Annotated in this window: 14 protein-coding genes; 10 read left to right on the forward strand and 4 right to left on the reverse strand. The window is 64.0% G+C overall.

The genetic code is table 11. The features are described 5' to 3' along the window. The first annotated feature begins 31 nt into the window (after window positions 1–31). From KXR83_RS16965 to KXR83_RS16990, 6 genes are all read left to right on the forward strand, one after another. A complete protein-coding gene (locus tag KXR83_RS16965; protein WP_030173116.1) occupies window positions 32–325 on the forward strand; it encodes a hypothetical protein in 294 nt (97 codons plus the stop codon). Further along, window positions 322–1,146 (forward strand): hypothetical protein, encoded by an 825-nt coding sequence (locus tag KXR83_RS16970; RefSeq protein WP_437425795.1) that lies wholly within the window; start codon window positions 322–324, stop codon window positions 1,144–1,146. The genes KXR83_RS16965 and KXR83_RS16970 overlap by 4 nt, the downstream gene beginning before the upstream one ends. A 76-nt stretch (window positions 1,147–1,222) precedes the next feature. Continuing rightward, on the forward strand, window positions 1,223–3,145 hold the full coding sequence (locus KXR83_RS16975) for a fumarate reductase/succinate dehydrogenase flavoprotein subunit (RefSeq protein ID WP_437425796.1): 1,923 nt from the start codon (window positions 1,223–1,225) through the stop codon (window positions 3,143–3,145). A 36-nt stretch (window positions 3,146–3,181) separates the two neighbouring features. Further along, entirely contained in the window at window positions 3,182–3,928 is a 747-nt protein-coding gene (locus tag KXR83_RS16980) for a succinate dehydrogenase/fumarate reductase iron-sulfur subunit (RefSeq protein ID WP_062799328.1), read from the forward strand. A 196-nt stretch (window positions 3,929–4,124) separates the two neighbouring features. Next, window positions 4,125–6,158, forward strand: coding sequence for a maltose alpha-D-glucosyltransferase (treS, locus tag KXR83_RS16985; protein ID WP_437425866.1), 2,034 nt, complete (start codon window positions 4,125–4,127; stop codon window positions 6,156–6,158). Continuing rightward, on the forward strand, window positions 6,095–7,360 hold the full coding sequence (locus KXR83_RS16990; protein WP_437425797.1) for a maltokinase N-terminal cap-like domain-containing protein: 1,266 nt from the start codon (window positions 6,095–6,097) through the stop codon (window positions 7,358–7,360). The genes treS and KXR83_RS16990 overlap by 64 nt, the downstream gene beginning before the upstream one ends. Before the next feature lie 24 nt (window positions 7,361–7,384). Here KXR83_RS16990 and KXR83_RS16995 read toward each other — a convergent pair whose 3' ends face one another. Further along, window positions 7,385–7,918 (reverse strand): 2'-5' RNA ligase family protein, encoded by a 534-nt coding sequence (locus KXR83_RS16995; RefSeq protein WP_437425798.1) that lies wholly within the window; start codon window positions 7,916–7,918, stop codon window positions 7,385–7,387. 6 nt (window positions 7,919–7,924) lie between these two features. Next, window positions 7,925–10,213: a molybdopterin-dependent oxidoreductase gene (locus KXR83_RS17000; protein WP_437425799.1), complete on the reverse strand. Its 2,289-nt coding sequence runs from the start codon at window positions 10,211–10,213 to the stop codon at window positions 7,925–7,927. Between the two features lie 43 nt (window positions 10,214–10,256). On the opposite strand from KXR83_RS17000, the gene KXR83_RS17005 reads away from it, so the two are divergent. Then, window positions 10,257–11,321, forward strand: coding sequence for an isocitrate/isopropylmalate dehydrogenase family protein (locus KXR83_RS17005; protein ID WP_437425800.1), 1,065 nt, complete (start codon window positions 10,257–10,259; stop codon window positions 11,319–11,321). On the opposite strand, the gene KXR83_RS17010 is transcribed toward KXR83_RS17005, so the two are convergent. Continuing rightward, window positions 11,318–12,112, reverse strand: a complete 795-nt coding sequence (locus KXR83_RS17010; RefSeq protein ID WP_437425801.1) for a class I SAM-dependent methyltransferase — start codon at window positions 12,110–12,112, stop codon at window positions 11,318–11,320. The two genes, KXR83_RS17005 and KXR83_RS17010, sit on opposite strands and share 4 nt — an antisense overlap. A 168-nt stretch (window positions 12,113–12,280) precedes the next feature. Between KXR83_RS17010 and rpsA the strand changes: the two genes are divergently transcribed. The 3 genes from rpsA to coaE all read left to right on the forward strand — a co-directional run bounded on the left by rpsA (window position 12,281) and on the right by coaE (window position 16,195). Next, window positions 12,281–13,771 carry a 30S ribosomal protein S1 gene (rpsA, locus tag KXR83_RS17015; protein WP_437425802.1) on the forward strand — a complete coding sequence of 497 codons (1,491 nt, stop codon included), beginning with the start codon at window positions 12,281–12,283 and terminating at the stop codon, window positions 13,769–13,771. An 83-nt stretch (window positions 13,772–13,854) separates the two neighbouring features. Next, window positions 13,855–15,117 (forward strand): zinc metallochaperone AztD, encoded by a 1,263-nt coding sequence (gene aztD / locus KXR83_RS17020; protein ID WP_437425803.1) that lies wholly within the window; start codon window positions 13,855–13,857, stop codon window positions 15,115–15,117. A 151-nt stretch (window positions 15,118–15,268) separates the two neighbouring features. Continuing rightward, on the forward strand, window positions 15,269–16,195 hold the full coding sequence (gene coaE / locus KXR83_RS17025; protein WP_437425804.1) for a dephospho-CoA kinase: 927 nt from the start codon (window positions 15,269–15,271) through the stop codon (window positions 16,193–16,195). Between the two features lie 34 nt (window positions 16,196–16,229). Here the strand turns inward: coaE and KXR83_RS17030 are convergent, their stop codons facing one another. Continuing rightward, window positions 16,230–16,742: a DUF402 domain-containing protein gene (locus tag KXR83_RS17030; protein ID WP_317714622.1), complete on the reverse strand. Its 513-nt coding sequence runs from the start codon at window positions 16,740–16,742 to the stop codon at window positions 16,230–16,232. Window positions 16,743–16,799 lie beyond the last annotated feature (57 nt).

Below are 16,799 nucleotides of genomic sequence, written 5' to 3' on the forward strand. Positions count from 1 at the left end.
TTGAAGTCACACATCGCTTGGAGGTATGGACATGGCATCAGCCGGTATGAACGAACTCCATCACAGCATCGGAGCTCTGCGGCACCACATCGTCGCGCTGAAATTGCAGTACGGGGACGCCGACGCGGTGCGCCGACTGACCAATGATCTCGACCGGCTCGAGATCGACCTGCACGATTTCGAGCAGTCGCCACCGCGCATGCTGCGACCGCCGGTCAACAAGTCCGACGTGGTGTACGTACCCGACAGCAAGTCCGACGAGTCGGCATGGCTGGGCGCACAAGACGAAGGGTTGGGTTTCCACTCGCGTGAGCGGACGATGTGAGCGCCCCCGCGACTGAGCGGGGCACAACGGGAGTCTTTTCGCCGGGTAGGGCACGCATCTTGGTGCGCACCCTCCGCGAGGACCGGTGGTGGGTTCCGCCCCTGCTGACGGTGCTGGGGCTCTCCGCGTTCATCATCTACGCCACGGTGCGGTCGTTCGTCCGCAGTGCGTACTGGGTCGAGGACTATCACTACCTCACACCGTTCTATTCACCCTGTCTCAGCGAGTCGTGCGTGCCCGGTTCGAGTCACTTCGGCACCCCGTTCCCCGAATTGCCCATCTGGATCCCACTCGGGTTTGTGGTGTTGCCGTTCCTGCTCGGTTTCCGATTGACCTGCTATTACTACCGCAAGGCCTATTACCGCTCGATCTGGTTCTCGCCGCCGGCGTGCGCGGTTGCCGAGCCGCACAGTCGCTATACGGGGGAGACGCGGCTTCCGCTGATCATCCAGAACGCGCATCGGTACTTCTTCTACGCGGCGGTCATCGTGTCGGTGATCAACACCTACGACGCTCTCACGGCATTCCATGGCAAAGGTGGGGGCTTCGGCTTCGGTCTCGGCAACGTGATCCTGATCGTGAACGTGGTTCTGCTCTGGATCTACACGATCTCGTGCCATTCCTGTCGGCATGTCACCGGCGGCCGCCTCAAACACTTCTCTGCCCATCCCATCCGATATCGGATGTGGACACAGGTGTCCAAGCTCAACACCCGGCACATGCAGTTCGCCTGGATCACGCTGGGCACGCTTGTCCTCACCGATTTCTACGTGATGCTCGTTGCCAGTGGCACGATCTCCGATCTGCGTTTTGTGGGTTGATCTCTTGCCACACAGCACCTTTCGAGCGATCGATCCGCATTCGTCCCTGTCGTCAGCCCGGAGGAGTCAGCTGTAGATGACCGAAACAGAACGCCATCAGTACGACGTCGTGGTCATCGGCGCCGGTGGCGCAGGCCTGCGTGCGGTCATCGAGGCCCGAGAACGAGGCCATTCGGTGGCGGTGGTCTGCAAATCACTGTTCGGCAAGGCGCACACCGTGATGGCCGAAGGCGGTTGCGCAGCGTCGATGGGTAACGCCAACTCGAAGGACAACTGGCAGACGCACTTCAAGGACACCATGCGCGGGGGCAAGTTCCTCAACAACTGGCGGATGGCCGAGTTGCACGCCAAAGAGGCGCCGGACCGGGTCTGGGAACTGGAGACCTACGGTGCGCTGTTCGACCGGACCGAGGACGGCCGGATCTCCCAGCGCAACTTCGGTGGGCACACCTATCCCCGTCTGGCGCACGTCGGCGACCGCACGGGTCTGGAGCTGATCCGCACCATGCAGCAGAAGATCGTCTCTCTGCAGCAGGAAGACTTCGCGGCCACCGGGGATTACGAGTCGCGTATCAAAGTGTTCGCCGAGTGCACGATCACCGAACTGCTCAAGGACGGCGACGCGATATCGGGGGCCTTCGGGTATTGGCGGGAATCGGGGAGGTTCGTCCTGTTCGAGTCGCCGGCGGTGGTGCTGGCCACGGGCGGGATCGGGAAGTCGTTCAAGGTCACCTCCAACTCATGGGAGTACACCGGTGACGGGCACGCCCTGGCACTGCGGGCCGGCGCGAGCTTGATCAACATGGAGTTCATCCAGTTCCACCCGACGGGGATGGTGTGGCCTCCCAGTGTCAAGGGAATCCTCGTGACCGAGGGTGTACGCGGCGATGGTGGTGTTCTCAAGAACACCGACGGCAAGCGCTTCATGTTCGACTACATCCCGCCGGTGTTCAAGGGCCAGTACGCCGAGACCGAGGAAGAGGCCGACGAGTGGCTGGCCGACAACGACAGTGCCCGCAGGACTCCCGACCTCTTGCCACGAGACGAAGTCGCCCGGGCCATCAACGAAGAGGTCAAGGCCGGGCGCGGCACGCCGCACGGAGGGGTGTTCCTCGACATCGCCTCGCGGATGCCGGCAGACGAGATCATCCGGCGGCTGCCGTCGATGCATCATCAGTTCAAGGAACTCGCCGATGTGGACATCACTGCCGAGCCGATGGAAGTGGGCCCCACGTGTCATTACGTGATGGGCGGCATCGAGGTGGACCCCGATACCGGTGCGGCCGCGGTGCCGGGTCTGTTCGCGGCAGGTGAGTGCTCTGGAGGGATGCACGGGTCGAATCGACTGGGCGGGAACTCGTTGTCAGATCTCCTCGTGTTCGGTCGTCGGGCCGGACTCGGTGCCGCGGCGTACGTGGAGTCACTCGACTCGCACCCGTCGGTGTCCGACGACGACATCAACCGGGCAGCCAAGTTCGCGCTCGCGCCCTTTGATCCGCCGGCCGAGGGCAAGGCCGAGAATCCGTACACGCTGCAGACCGACCTCCAGCAGGCGATGAACGACCTGGTCGGCATCATTCGCAAGGCCGACGAGGTCGAGCAGGCCATCGAAGTCCTCGCCGAGATCCGCGGTCGGCTCTCGGGGATGCAGGTGGAGGGTCATCGCCAGTTCAATCCTGGGTGGCATCTGGCAGTCGACCTGCGCAACATGCTGATCGTCTGCGAATGCGTGGCGAAGGCCGCGCTGATGCGTACCGAGAGCCGCGGTGGCCATACCCGCGACGACTACCCGGGGATGGATTCGGCCTGGCGCAACACACTGCTGGTCTGTACGGCCGACGGGTCGGGTGACGATCCGGTTCCGGAGGTCTCGGTCCGCAAGAAGGAACAGACCCAGATTCGGCCAGAACTCCTCGAACTCTTCGACTTCGACGAGATCGAGAAGTACTACACGGCCGACGAGATCTCGGGGCATCCGAATGCCGGCGCCGGGGCATGATCGTGCACCCGGCTCCGACGAGGCAGGAGATTCGACATGGGGTATGACGCCAACTTCCGGATCTGGCGGGGGGACATCGAGGGCGGTGAACTGCAGGACTTCACCGTCAACGTGAACGAGGGCGAGGTGGTGCTCGACATCATCCACCGGCTCCAGGCCACCCAGACGCCCGATCTGGCGGTGCGCTGGAATTGCAAGGCAGGCAAGTGTGGCTCGTGCTCGGCTGAGGTGAACGGTCGGCCAAAGCTGTTGTGCATGACCAGGATGTCGACCTTCACCGAGGCGGACGTCATCACCGTCACCCCGTTGCGCACGTTCCCGGTGATCCGGGACCTCGTCACCGACGTATCGTTCAACTACCAGAAGGCCCGTGAGATCCCGTCGTTCACGCCGCCGCCGGGCCTCAAGGCTGGGGAGTACCGGATGAAGCAGGTGGACGTCGAGCGCTCTCAGGAGTTCCGCAAGTGCATCGAGTGTTTCCTCTGCCAGGACACCTGCCACGTGGTCCGCGATCACGAGGAGAACAAGGAGCAGTTCGCCGGCCCCCGCTATCTGATGAGGATCGCCGAACTGGACATGCACCCGCTCGACGTCGCCGAACGTCGCGATTCGGCGCAGGCCGAGCACGGACTGGGGCTGTGCAACATCACCAAGTGTTGTTCCGAAGTATGCCCGGAGCACATCAAGATCACCGACAATGCGCTGATCCCGATGAAGGAACGCGTTGTGGACCGCAAATACGATCCTCTGGTGTGGTTGGGTAACAAGCTCTTTCGGCGCTGAGCCGTTGGTGTTCGGCTGCTGGTCGGTAATTGCTGGGTGAGAAGCCGCCCGGAGCGGCCATCGGCCAGCGCATATCGGCTTTGCGGTAGCGGATGTGTGGCTTCGGCGGAATCCGGGTATGTGCGACCCGAACCAACACTGCGTTCAACACGTAGGGTTGGTCACGTCAACCGCCGAGCCGATCGACGAGGTGTGCATGCCGCTGGAGAACCCCCTGAACCCGCTCGAACCACCGGTGCCGCCACCGGACACGGGCGACGCCGAGCACACTGCCGACGGCCATCTGGTCGAAGCGCAGTCCGACGACTTCGCTCACGCGAAGCCGTTGCGCGTCGACAACGACTGGTTCAAGAAAGCGGTGTTCTATGAGGTGCTGGTTCGAGCATTCAACGACTCCAACAACGACGGTGTCGGTGATCTTCGCGGCCTGATCGAGCAACTCGACTATCTGTCTTGGCTGGGCGTCGATTGCCTGTGGTTGCCGCCGTTCTACGATTCGCCGTTGCGCGACGGCGGGTACGACATCCGGGATTTCCGTACGGTGCTGCCCGAGTTCGGCACGGTGGACGACTTCGTCGAGCTTCTCGAACAGGCTCATCGCCGGGGGATCCGGATCATCACCGACCTGGTCATGAACCACACGTCGGACACCCATCAGTGGTTCCAGGAATCGCGCACCGACCCTGACGGTCCGTACGGCGACTACTACGTGTGGGCCGACGATGACTCGGGCTACTCCGACGCCCGGATCATCTTCGTCGACACCGAGATCTCCAACTGGACCTGGGATCCTGTTCGCGGCCAATACTATTGGCATCGATTCTTCTCCCATCAGCCCGATCTCAACTACGACAACCCCGAAGTCGCGACCGCGATGATCGACGTGATGCGGTTCTGGCTCGACCTGGGCATCGACGGCTTCCGCCTCGACGCTGTGCCGTACCTGTTCGAGCGCGAGGACACCAACTGCGAGAACCTCTCGGAGACGCACGAGTTCTTGCGGCGTTGCCGCAAGGTCGTCGACGACGAGTACCCCGGCCGTGTGTTGCTGGCCGAGGCCAACCAGTGGCCTGCAGATGTGGTGGATTACTTCGGTGAACCCGAGGAAGGCGACGAATGCCACATGGCATTCCACTTCCCGTTGATGCCACGCATATTCATGGCCGTTCGGCGACAGAACAGGTTCCCCATCTCGGAGATCCTGGCTCAGACACCCGCGATCCCGAAATCGGCCCAGTGGGCGATCTTCCTGCGCAACCACGACGAGTTGACCCTCGAGATGGTCACCGACGAGGAACGTGACTACATGTACTCCGAGTATGCGAAAGACCCACGGATGAAGGCGAACATCGGGATCCGCCGTCGCCTTGCGCCGCTACTCGACAACGACCGGAATCAGCTCGAGCTGTTCACCGCGCTGCTGCTGAGTCTGCCGGGTTCGCCGATGTTGTACTACGGCGACGAGATCGGCATGGGCGACAACATCTGGCTCGGCGACCGGGATTCGGTTCGTACCCCCATGCAGTGGACGCCGGACCGCAACGCCGGGTTCTCCCGTACCGATCCGGCCCGGATGTATCTGCCCGTGATCATGGATCCCACCTACGGCTTCCAGTCGGTGAACGTGGAGGCGCAGATGAACTCGACGAACACCCTGCTGCACTGGACCAGGCGGATGATCGAGGTACGCAAACAGCACCCGGCATTCGGCCTCGGGACGTTCACCGAACTCGGTAACAACAACCCGTCCGTGCTGACGTATCTGCGTGAACTCGCCCCGTCGAACGAGGAACGTCGTTCCAGCGACGTGATCTTGTGCGTGAACAACCTGTCGCGTTTCCCGCAGGCGGTCATCCTCGACCTCACGCCGTTCGACGGCCGGATACCGGTGGAACTCACAGGATCGATCCCGTTCCCGAAGATCGAGGGTCACGACTACATGGTCACCTTGCCGGGTCACGGCTTCTATTGGTTTGCCTTGCAGCCAGATCCGGCTGACGCCAATATTGCCCCGGGATATCCGCTGAGCAGCGAAGCAGAGGCGGCGGTACAGCCATGGCCACCCCCGTACCCAGCGATGAACAGCTCGCCGTCGATCTCCGGAGCTGGCTGCCGAGCCAACGCTGGTTCTCCGGCAAGGACCGAACGATCGCCCAGGTTCGGGTGGTGTTGCGTGTTCCACTCCTCGACGAGGAGGGTTTCGCCGCTGAACACGTCCTGGTCGAAGTAGATTTCGACGCGGGTCCGCAGCAGCGTTACCAGATCCCGCTCGGGTTCCGGACACATTTGTCCGACCCTCTGCTGAACTGGTCGCTACCCGAACCACCGTCGGATGTCGCCGCGGGGTACGACGGACTGCACGACCCGGAGATCCTCGCCCGGTACCTCACCGCGCTGGCCGGTCAGGAAGACCTCGGACCGCTGGCGTTCCGGACGCTGCCCGACGTGAACGTCGACCTCGCCGATACGGGCCGAAGTCTGGGTGTGGAACAGTCGAACACGTCGGTGGTGTACGGAGAGTCCCTGCTGTTCAAAGCCTTTCGTCAGGTCAAAGTCGGGATCAATCCCGATGTGGAACTCCATCGGGCGCTCAGCGAGGTCGGGTGTGAGCACGTCGCCGCTCTGCGTGGCTGGGTCGAGACCGAGATCGACGGTGAGACCACGACGTTGGGCATGGCTCAGGAGTTCGTCGAGAACGCCGCCGACGGCTGGAGCATGGCGCTGGTCAGTGTGCGGGACCTCTTCGCCGAAGCCGATCTGCACGCAGCAGAACTCGGCAGCGACTTCGCGGGCGACGCAGAACGGCTCGGTGCGGCGGTGGCACACGTACATGCCGACCTCGCAGCAAGTCTCGGCACCGAAGAACGTCAGGCCTCCGACCTCGCGATCGATGAGATGCGCGCCCGGCTCGATGCGGCCGCCGAAGTCATCCCTGACATCGCCGAGTACCGCGAGGGCGTGCTCCGTGTGTACGACGAGGCCGCACAAGTCGGCCCGACCACGATCCAGCGGGTGCATGGTGACCTTCATCTCGGCCAGGTCCTGCGGACGCCCTGGAAGTGGTTGGTCATCGATTTCGAGGGCGAGCCGGTGAAGTCGGTTGCTGATCGTCGCAAACCCGACAGCCCGCTACGTGATGTTGCGGGAATGCTGCGATCGTTCGACTACGCCGGGCACCACCTGCTGGGCGAGAAGTCGCCCAATCGAACTCACCAGCGTGAGTTCCGCGCCAGTGAGTGGGTCGAACGGAACTCGTCGGCGTTCTGTGACGGCTACGCAGCGGTTACCGGGACAGATCCGCGCGCGTCGTCAGCGCTGCTGCGGGCGTACGAACTCGACAAGGCCGTGTACGAAGCGGTGTACGAGGCGCGACACCGGCCATCGTGGCTGCCGCTGCCTTTGAGTGCGATCGCCAGGCTCGTCGCGCACTGACCTGCGGCTCGGCGCGGTCACCACTCAGGCTCTGGGGAGTAGGTGGAATTCCTCGCGGCTGTCACCGTTCCACCGTCGCAATCCGGCCACGGTGGCGGTGAACGTATCGGGCGAATTGTGGAGCGCCGCAGCGACCTCGGCGATCTGCCCATGCTCGAGTCGTCGCGCGAGCGTCACGTGTGGGGTCCAACTCCCTGGCGTCACATGCTGCAGAGGTTCACCGGTCATGTGCAAGGCGGCCGCGCGAAAGACGTCCGCATGCAGGTGCAACAACGGCAGTGATGGCACCACAAGACGCGCTGCGGTGGCGCGTCGCCCCCTGAAGATCAGGAGGGCGCCGATGTCTAGAGACATCCCCACCACGTCCGTCATCGCCACGAGAGTCGAGTCGATGGCGGGGTCAATCGAGTCCGCGGCGACAAGGGTGACGTGAGGCCGATTGGACGTCGACCTGATGTTGCCTTGACTGGGAAGACCTGCTTCGGTCAGCGCGGCCCACTGCTCACCGATGACGGTGTCGGTGTTCTCGTCGAAGATTAGCTCTATCGAATGCGCCATCAGTGATCACCTCCTCCATGCGTGATGGTCGTGGACGACCACAGGTGGACGGTCGCCGTCGTATCTCTCGATCTGGACCCTCACCAATTGTCCGGTCGAACCCTGCGCGAGCCGTGAAGTACCCACGTCAGGAGCGAGGATGTTCGGATTGCCGTGCACACAATCCGCAATGTCCGGTGCGCTGTAGTCGTACCAGGCTCCCGTGGAGATCTGTGCGACATGCCGTGCAACCTTGTCATCGAGCACCGCTCCGGCCAGCATCTGCGCAGTCTCGCTGCGGACCAGCACAACATCACCGTCGTTGATCGAGCGCGCTGCGGCATCGTCGGGGTGGAGCCGAATCGGTTCTCGCTCCTGCACTTTCGAGGCCGCGCTGTACGCGCCGTGGTCGAGCTGGCTGTGCAGCCTCGTCTTCGGGTTGTTGGCAACAAGGCACAGCGGGTACTGACCCGACCCGAGCCCGGCCACCTCTGGCGGCGCAAGCCACGCCGGATGCGGCGGACAGTCCTCGTACCTGAAACCGTCGATGGTGTCCGAGACGATCTCGATCAGGCCGCTCGGGGTCGCCAACGGGTGGGCGATGGGATCGTTGCGGAAGTCCTGGTACATCACATGACCGGCCATCGCGCCGCGAAGTTCAAGGCGGCCCTTCTCCCAGAACTGCGCGAAGTCTTCTCGGGGCCGGTACTGGTCGGGAGTCACCGCACGCCACTGCTCGTACATCTTCTCCAGCCAGCCGAGTTCGTCCAGGTTCTCGGTGAACTCCTCGTGGACTCCGAGTCGTTTGCTCAGGTGCGAGAAGACGTCGTAGTCGTTCATCGACTCCCCGACGGGAGCAGTGATTTGCCGCATGGCGACCATCGTCTCGTCGAAACGCCCGCAGCCGATGTCGTTGCGTTCGAGTGTGGTGGTCACCGGGAACACGATGTCGGCATGGCGTGCGGTCGCCGTCCAGAACGGTTCGTGCACGATGACGGTCTCGGGGCGCCCGAACGCCCGTCGGAGGCGCCCGAGATCCTGGTGGTGGTGGAACGGGTTGCCGCCGGCCCAATAGATCAGGCGGGTGTCCGGGTAGTTCAGAGTCGCGCCGTTGAACTCGTAGCTCTCGCCGGGGTGCAACAACATGTCTGCGATGCGGGCGACCGGGATGAACTCACGTACCGGGTTGTAGCCCTGATGAAACGTGGGCAGGTCGTACGGGAGTTTGGCAGCGCCCATCCCTCCCGTCGAGCCGTAACCGTGCCCGAAACCCCCACCGGGCAGCCCGATCTGACCAAGGAACGCGGCCAGCGCAATGGAGGCCCACAGGGGTTGTTCGCCGAATGATGCCCGCTGCAGCGACCACGACGTGGTCACCATCGTCCTCGACGACGCCATCCGTCGTGCCAGTGCCGTGATGGTCGCGGCGTCGATACCGCAGATCTGCGCTGCCCAGCGTGCGTCTTTGACCACGCCGTCCGGCCGGCCGCACAAGTAGTCGGCGAATCGTTCGGTACCCGCGCAATGTTTGTCGAGAAACCGTTTGTCCCAGAGGTTCTCGTCGAGAAGCACCCAGCACAGCGCCAGCATCAGGGCGGTGTCGCTCGCCGGGGCGATGGGTATCCACCGGTCCCGCGGTTGTAATTCGAGGTCGTCCGCCAGCGGGCTGATCGAGACGAACTCGGCACCGTTGTCACGTGCGACGTCGATGGCACCTCGGACGATGTGTTTGCTGACCCCGCCGGCGTTGATCTGGAAGTTCTTGGCGGGGATCCCACCGAAACACACGAACAACTCGGTGTGTTCACTCATCACCTGCCAGGTGGTCGGCTCGTACAGCGGCTCCAGTCCGCCGACCACGTGGGGGAGCAATGTCTCCGACGCACCGTGGCTGTACGTGTGCCGTGACCGCGTATATCCGCCGAGGCAGTTGAGGAACCGGTGCAGTTGGCTCTGTGCATGGTGGAAGCGGCCCGCGCTGGCCCAGCCGTACGAGCCACCGAAGATCGCGGTGTTGCCGAATGTGGAACGCACACGCTCCAATTCGCGTGCGGCGAGGTCGAGCGCGTGGTCCCAGGTCACCTCCACGAACTCGTCGTCGCCCCGTGCGGCTGCGCCAGGTCCGTCGGCCAGCCATCCGCGGCGGACGTAGGGATGCAGAATTCGCGCACGGGTGTCGAGTGATGCGGGGATGTTGCCGAGCAGGGGCGAGGGGTCGGCATCGTGGGTGTCCGGGATGACACGCAGTCCGTCGGATTCGACGGATGCAGTGAACAAACCCCAGTGAGAGCTGTTGCCCAGCGCTTCGTTCGGCATGTGGCCAAGTGTCGCAGCAGGCCGGTCTGGGAGCATCGGTGCCATGACACACCCGTATCGGATCGGTCTGATCGACGGCGACGGAATCGGGCCGGAAGTGGTGCCTGCAGCGGCCCGGATCGTGGAAGCGGCGGTCGGTGCCGCCGGTCGCGCAGTCGAGTGGGTACCGCTCGACATCGGACTCGCCGCCATCGAGTCGTCCGGGGATGCGATCCCGCAGAAAACGCTGGCTGCCCTGGACGAACTGGAGATGTGGATACTGGGGCCGCACGATTCGGCGGGCTATCCGCCGGAGCACCGCACCGGATTGACCCCGGGCGCCGTCATCCGCAAACGCTTCGATCTGTTCGCCAACATCCGTCCGGCAAGGGCCTATTCGGGGATACCGGCGGTGAACCCGCGGATGGATCTGATCATCGTGCGCGAAAACAGCGAGGGGCTGTACGCAGACCGCAACATGGCGCGGGGCACGGGGGAGTTCATGCCGACACCGGATGTGGCGTTGGCGGTCGGGGTGGTCACTCGAGAGGCGTCGACACGAATTGCGTTGTCCGCGTTCGAACTCGCGATGACCCGTCGAAAACGGGTGACCATCGTGCACAAGGCGAATGTGCTGACGATGACAACCGGACTGTTCCGGGACGTGTGCCGTAACGTCGGCAGGCAATACCCGGACGTCGAGGTCGACGAGCAACATGTCGATGCCATGGCGGCGCACCTCGTCCGTCGAGGACACGAGTTCGATGTGGTGGTCACCGAGAACCTCTTCGGCGACATCCTGTCCGACCTCGCCGCGGAGCTGGCCGGTTCGCTCGGTACCGCGGCGTCGGTGAACAGCTCGGCCGACAAGGCGATGGCGCAGGCCGCGCACGGAGCTGCCCCTGACATCGCCGGACGAGGCCTGGCCAACCCGGTGGGCATCATCGGCTCGGCGACGCTGCTACTGGACTGGCAGGCCGCGCGAACCGGGGACGGCGCAGCGGCCGAGGCGGCTGGCGCGATTCGCGCTGCGGTCGAGTCCGTGATCGCCGGTGGTCTCAGTACTCCCGACCTGGGAGGGGCGGCCACCACCGAGGAGTTCACGGCCGCCGTCCTGGATCGCTTCTAATCGGGTTTGGTGCAACAGAAGATCGCGGTGCCCGGGAAGTAGTGACCGCGCAGTGGACTCCACTGGCCCCACTCCTGGTCGAAGCCCTCGGGCCACTCCGGCTCGATCAGATCGACGAGAAGCAGGCCGGCGTCGCGGATCTCCCGGATGCGGTCGCCCAACGTCCGATGATGCTCGACGTAACTGACGGTGCCATCGCTCTCGGTCTCGACATACGGCGTCCGGTCGAAGTAGGGGAGCATCACCGTCAGGCCGGCAGGCCCTGGGTCGTCCGGAAAAGCCCACCGCATCGGGTGGTTGACCGAGAACACCCACCGGCCACCCGGTTTGAGCACCCGCGCCACCTCCGCCATCACCCCGGCCGAATCGGCCACGAACGGGACGGCGCCGAACGCCGAGCAGACGATGTCGAAGATGTTGTCGGCAAACGGCAGTTGTTCGGCGCCGGCCTGGACGAGCCCCGGCTGTGGACCGCCCCGGGCCATGGCCACCTGTCCTCGCCGCAGCATCTCCCGGGAGAGGTCCAGACCGATCACCCGCGCGCCCTGCGTGGCGAGCCAACGGCTGCACGGCGCAGAACCACAACCCACCTCGAGAACGTCGCGGTCGGCGACCTCCCCGAGCAGTCGGACGTCCTCTTCGCGCAGCCCTTCGGGGCACCACACGAAGTCTCCGTCGGCGCTTTGGGCACCGAGGAAAGCCCCGTGCTCCTCGTGGTAATTCCCCGCATCGGCGTCCCACCAGCGGCGATTCGCCGATACGCTGGTTCGCGAGTCGATTCTGGTGCGCATCAGGGGTTGTGGGTTCGGGGTATTTGCCCAGCCCAGCGGGCCTGGCGTATCCTCAGACACGCGCGTGCCTGAGCCCGCGTGGTTCTTCATGCCGGTCACTCATCTGTGGCCACTGTTGATCCCGCATTACTGTCCCTACAACCCAACCTGTCCGGAGCCATCTAACATATGCCGTCCACGACCATTACCTCACCACAAGTAGCCGTTAACGATATCGGCTCGGCTGAGGATTTTCTTGCCGCCATCGATGCCACTATCAAGTACTTCAATGATGGCGACATCGTCGAGGGCACCATCGTCAAGGTTGACCGCGACGAAGTGCTGCTCGACATCGGTTACAAGACCGAGGGAGTGATCCCGTCCCGCGAACTGTCCATCAAGCACGACGTCGACCCCAGCGAGGTTGTCAGCGTCGGCGATGAGGTGGAAGCACTCGTCCTCACCAAGGAGGACAAAGAGGGTCGGTTGATCCTGTCCAAGAAGCGCGCTCAGTACGAGCGTGCGTGGGGCACCATCGAAGAGCTCAAGGAAAAGGACGAGGCCGTCAAGGGCACCGTCATCGAGGTCGTCAAGGGCGGCCTGATCCTGGACATCGGTCTGCGCGGATTCCTCCCCGCATCGCTGGTGGAGATGCGTCGCGTGCGCGATCTGCAGCCGTACATCGGCAAGGAGATCGAAGCCAAGATCATCGAGCTGGACAAGAACCGGAACAACGTCGTCCTGTCGCGCCGCGCGTGGCTGGAGCAGACGCAGTCCGAGGTGCGCAGCGAGTTCCTGCACCAGCTCCAGAAGGGCCAGGTCCGCAAGGGCGTCGTGTCCTCGATCGTCAACTTCGGCGCATTCGTCGATCTCGGCGGCGTCGACGGCCTGGTGCACGTCTCCGAGCTGTCTTGGAAGCACATCGATCATCCGTCCGAGGTTGTCGCAGTGGGCGACGAGGTCACCGTCGAGGTTCTCGACGTCGATCTCGACCGCGAGCGGGTTTCGTTGTCGCTCAAGGCAACTCAGGAAGATCCGTGGCGTCAGTTCGCCCGCACACATGCCATCGGGCAGATCGTGCCGGGTAAGGTCACCAAGCTGGTTCCGTTCGGTGCGTTCGTGCGGGTCGAAGAGGGCATCGAAGGCCTCGTGCACATCTCGGAGCTGGCCGAGCGCCACGTCGAGGTGCCGGATCAGGTTGTCGCAGTCGGCGACGACGCGATGGTCAAGGTCATCGACATCGACCTCGAGCGTCGCCGGATCTCGTTGAGCCTCAAGCAGGCCAACGAGGACTACACCGAAGAGTTCGACCCGTCGAAGTACGGCATGGCCGACAGCTACGACGAGCAGGGCAACTACATCTTCCCCGAGGGCTTCGACTCCGAGACCAACGAATGGCTCGAAGGTTTCGAGAAGCAGCGGGAAGCGTGGGAGTCGCGCTACGCCGAGGCCGAGCGTCGCCACAAGATGCACACCGCTCAGATGGAGAAGTTCGCCGCTGCCGCCGAGGCCGCTGCCAACGCTCCGACCGACTACTCGTCGGATTCCGCTGACAAGACCGGTGGTGACGCCGCAACCGCGACGTCCTCCTCGTCGTCGTCGGCGCCGAAGAGTGGTGGATCGCTTGCCAGCGACGAGCAGCTCGCTGCTCTGCGCGAGAAGCTGTCCGGCAACGCCTGATAGAGCACTGACAAGAACGCCCCCGGCCTTTCTGGCCGGGGGCGTTTTTTGTGATCTGCTCATGCACGTATCGCGTTTTGACAATGATTATCATTACCAAGGATCATCAAATCGTGAAATCTACTCGTGCTCCACAGATCGTGTCGCTCCTCTCGGCGGTTGGCTTGCTCGCCGCATGCGGAAGTGATGGCGGTTCCAGTGATTCGACTTCAACCCAGAGTTCGGTGGCGGCCTCGTCCGCCGTCGAACAACAATCGGCCACACCTCGGTTGGCATACACACACGAGAACGGCATCGAGGTACTCGATGCCGAGTCGCTCGAGCCGGTGGGTGAGGTGGAGACCGAAGGATTCATCCGGCTCAACCCGGCCGATGACGGACGGCACCTCTTCGTCTCACAGTCGGACGGGTTCACCGTGTTCGACATGGGAACGTGGACGCGCCAGCACGGCGACCACGGCCATTACTACACTGCTCCGCCGGCGATGACGGACCTGAAGTTCGGCGGCGAAGAGCCGGGCCACGTGGTGCCGCACGATGGCCGGATCACCTTGTTCTCTGACGGCACCGGTGAGATCGACGTCGTACCCCCCGCAGAGCTGTCCCGCGGCAACGCCGAGTCGGAAAAGCATCAGGTTCCTCCGCATCACGGTGTTGCGGTCGCCCGAGAAGACGGCACCTTGGTGACCACGGTCGGCACCGAGGAGTCGCGTAACGGCATTCAGATCCTGGGGTCGGACAACGCAGTGCTGGCCGCCAACGACCAGTGCCCAGGCATCCACGGTGAGGCGATGGCCGCCGACGGAACACTCGCGTTCGGATGCCAGGATGGCCTGCTTGTCGTGCGGGGCAATGACATTCGAAAGGTCACCAGCCCCGATCCCTACGGCCGAATCGGAAATCAGGCTGGGTCGGAATCTTCACCGGTGGTGCTGGGCGACTACAAGGTGGACAAAGATGCAGAGCTCGAACGGCCCACTCGGGTCACCTTGACCAACACCGAGTCAGGTGAGCTGAAATTGGTGGAACTCGGCACCAGCTACAGTTTTCGTTCACTGGGCCGCGGCCCCAACGGGGAGGCGCTCGTGCTCGGAACCGACGGCGACATCCACGTGATCGACCCGCAGACCGCCGCGGTCACGCGAAAGATCGAAGCTGTGGGGGACTGGACCGAACCTGTCGAGTGGCAAGACCCGCGCCCGACACTTTTTGTCATGGACTCGGTGGCCTACGTGACCGACCCGAGTGACAACAAGCTGGTGGCGGTCGACCTCACCAACGGAACCAAGATCGCTGAGACCCAGCTGGACAACACCCCGAATGAGCTGTCGGGTGTCAGTGGCTGACATCGACGTGACCGCCACCGCTTGATGGTTCGGCTCCGATACGTGACACGCTCGTCGAACAAGGACCTGACGGACTCGACCACGATCCGTCGGCACCACAGATCGCAACCCTGCTGCGCATGCGCACTCGCCGATCTGTGACACTGACCACGTGATTCGAGTAGGTCTGACCGGCGGTATCGGAGCCGGCAAGTCAACGGTGGCGCGCACTCTCGTCGATCGCGGTGCATACATCATCGACGCCGACGTGATCGCCCGCGAGGTGGTGGCTCCCGGCACCGACGGCCTGTCCCAACTGGTCGCCGCCTTCGGAGACGACATCCTGGCGGCGGACGGGAGTCTTGACCGGGCAGCGTTGGCGGCCAAGGCCTTTGTCGATGACGAGCAACGCAAGAAGCTCAACGCCATCACGCATCCATTGGTCGGTGCCCGGGCGTTCGAGCTCCTCGAGGCTGCTCCGGATGATGCGGTGGTGGTCCAGGACATACCCCTGCTGGTCGAGAACGGCAGCGCTCCCTTCTTCCATCTCGTGGTCATCGTCCACGCTGCTGAAGAGGACAGGGTGGCGCGGTTGACCGGTCAGCGCGGTATGCCTGAAGCCGATGCCCGGGCGCGGATCAAGGCGCAGGCCTCGGAGGCGGACCGCCGCGCCGTCGCCGACGTCTGGCTCGACAACAGTGGTGCCCCTGACGATCTGGCGGCCCTGGCCCACGATCTGTGGGACGAGAGACTTGTTCCCTACGAACGCAACGTGCGCAGCCGGACGTGCGCCCGGCGGCCGGAGAACCTGGTGGATCATCGCCCGGAGTGGTCGCTCCAGGCCACCCGGTTGAGCAATCGGCTACGTCTTCTGGGTGCGGAGAAGATCGTCGGCGTCACCCATGTCGGACCAACGGCATCCGCCGGTGAAAGGGCCGCCGACGTTCTCGACTTCGAAGTCCAACTCGCCCCGGATGTCGATCCGGCCGATCTCGACGATGCCCTCGCCGACGGGGGTTTCCCGGCGCTGACGCCCGGACTGCACGCCAACGCCGATCCCGGCCGCGCGGTCACCATCCGCCTCATCGCCCCGAGCTGACCGCCACCGGGCTGTCTGCCCCGAACTTCCCGCGTCAGTCCCAGCTGAGTTCGGCGCCTTGCGCCGCCAGCCAGGACTCGACGTCATGGTTGTGCTCGGCGGCACCCGCCATCGTGCGTGCAGCGATGCGGACTGCCGCCTCGGCCCGGTCGTGGGGCAACAGCCACGCCGCGTGCGCGTCGAACAGCTCGTCGACGTCCTCGAGCTCGAGTGGCCGGCCCGGACGGTCGATCAGGTCGAGGTACCAGTCCTCGGAATGCCAGCGGCCGTGTGCGTCGGGACCGGAGAACATCCCGACGTCGATGTAGAGCCGCTGGTCACGCTCGAAACCGGCTCGGTAATGGAAGATGCTGACGCGTAGACCGAAGCCGGGAAGCAACCAGCTCTGCAGGCGGTGGAACTCGGCGTGGTCGGCAGGGCGGTCCATATAGAGCCCGAAGTCGGTGGTCCGGTAGGTGTCCACCTGCCGCCGGAAGCCTTTCGGATCGGTGTTCGTGCCCGCCGCGACGTCGAAGACCTCGTGTTTGGGTGGATGCAACGCGGCCATGCAGCACGCTAACCCACCGCGGCGCGACGAGATCAACACCGAGCCGGTGCGTTTCCC

The organism is Williamsia muralis (assembly GCF_051487485.1).
GTDB classification, from domain to species: Bacteria; Actinomycetota; Actinomycetes; order Mycobacteriales; family Mycobacteriaceae; genus Williamsia; species Williamsia muralis_B.

Coding starts and splice junctions, on each gene's coding strand:
- KXR83_RS17000 (WP_437425799.1), bottom strand. CDS start 10,213: ATGCCGAACGAAGCGCTGGGCAACAGCTCTCACTGGGGTTTGTTCACT.
- KXR83_RS16975 (WP_437425796.1), top strand. CDS start 1,223: ATGACCGAAACAGAACGCCATCAGTACGACGTCGTGGTCATCGGCGCC.
- KXR83_RS17030 (WP_317714622.1), bottom strand. CDS start 16,742: ATGGCCGCGTTGCATCCACCCAAACACGAGGTCTTCGACGTCGCGGCG.
- KXR83_RS16980 (WP_062799328.1), top strand. CDS start 3,182: ATGGGGTATGACGCCAACTTCCGGATCTGGCGGGGGGACATCGAGGGC.
- KXR83_RS17005 (WP_437425800.1), top strand. CDS start 10,257: ATGACACACCCGTATCGGATCGGTCTGATCGACGGCGACGGAATCGGG.
- treS (WP_437425866.1), top strand. CDS start 4,125: ATGCCGCTGGAGAACCCCCTGAACCCGCTCGAACCACCGGTGCCGCCA.
- KXR83_RS16995 (WP_437425798.1), bottom strand. CDS start 7,918: ATGGCGCATTCGATAGAGCTAATCTTCGACGAGAACACCGACACCGTC.
- rpsA (WP_437425802.1), top strand. CDS start 12,281: ATGCCGTCCACGACCATTACCTCACCACAAGTAGCCGTTAACGATATC.
- KXR83_RS17010 (WP_437425801.1), bottom strand. CDS start 12,112: ATGCGCACCAGAATCGACTCGCGAACCAGCGTATCGGCGAATCGCCGC.
- KXR83_RS16965 (WP_030173116.1), top strand. CDS start 32: ATGGCATCAGCCGGTATGAACGAACTCCATCACAGCATCGGAGCTCTG.
- aztD (WP_437425803.1), top strand. CDS start 13,855: ATGATTATCATTACCAAGGATCATCAAATCGTGAAATCTACTCGTGCT.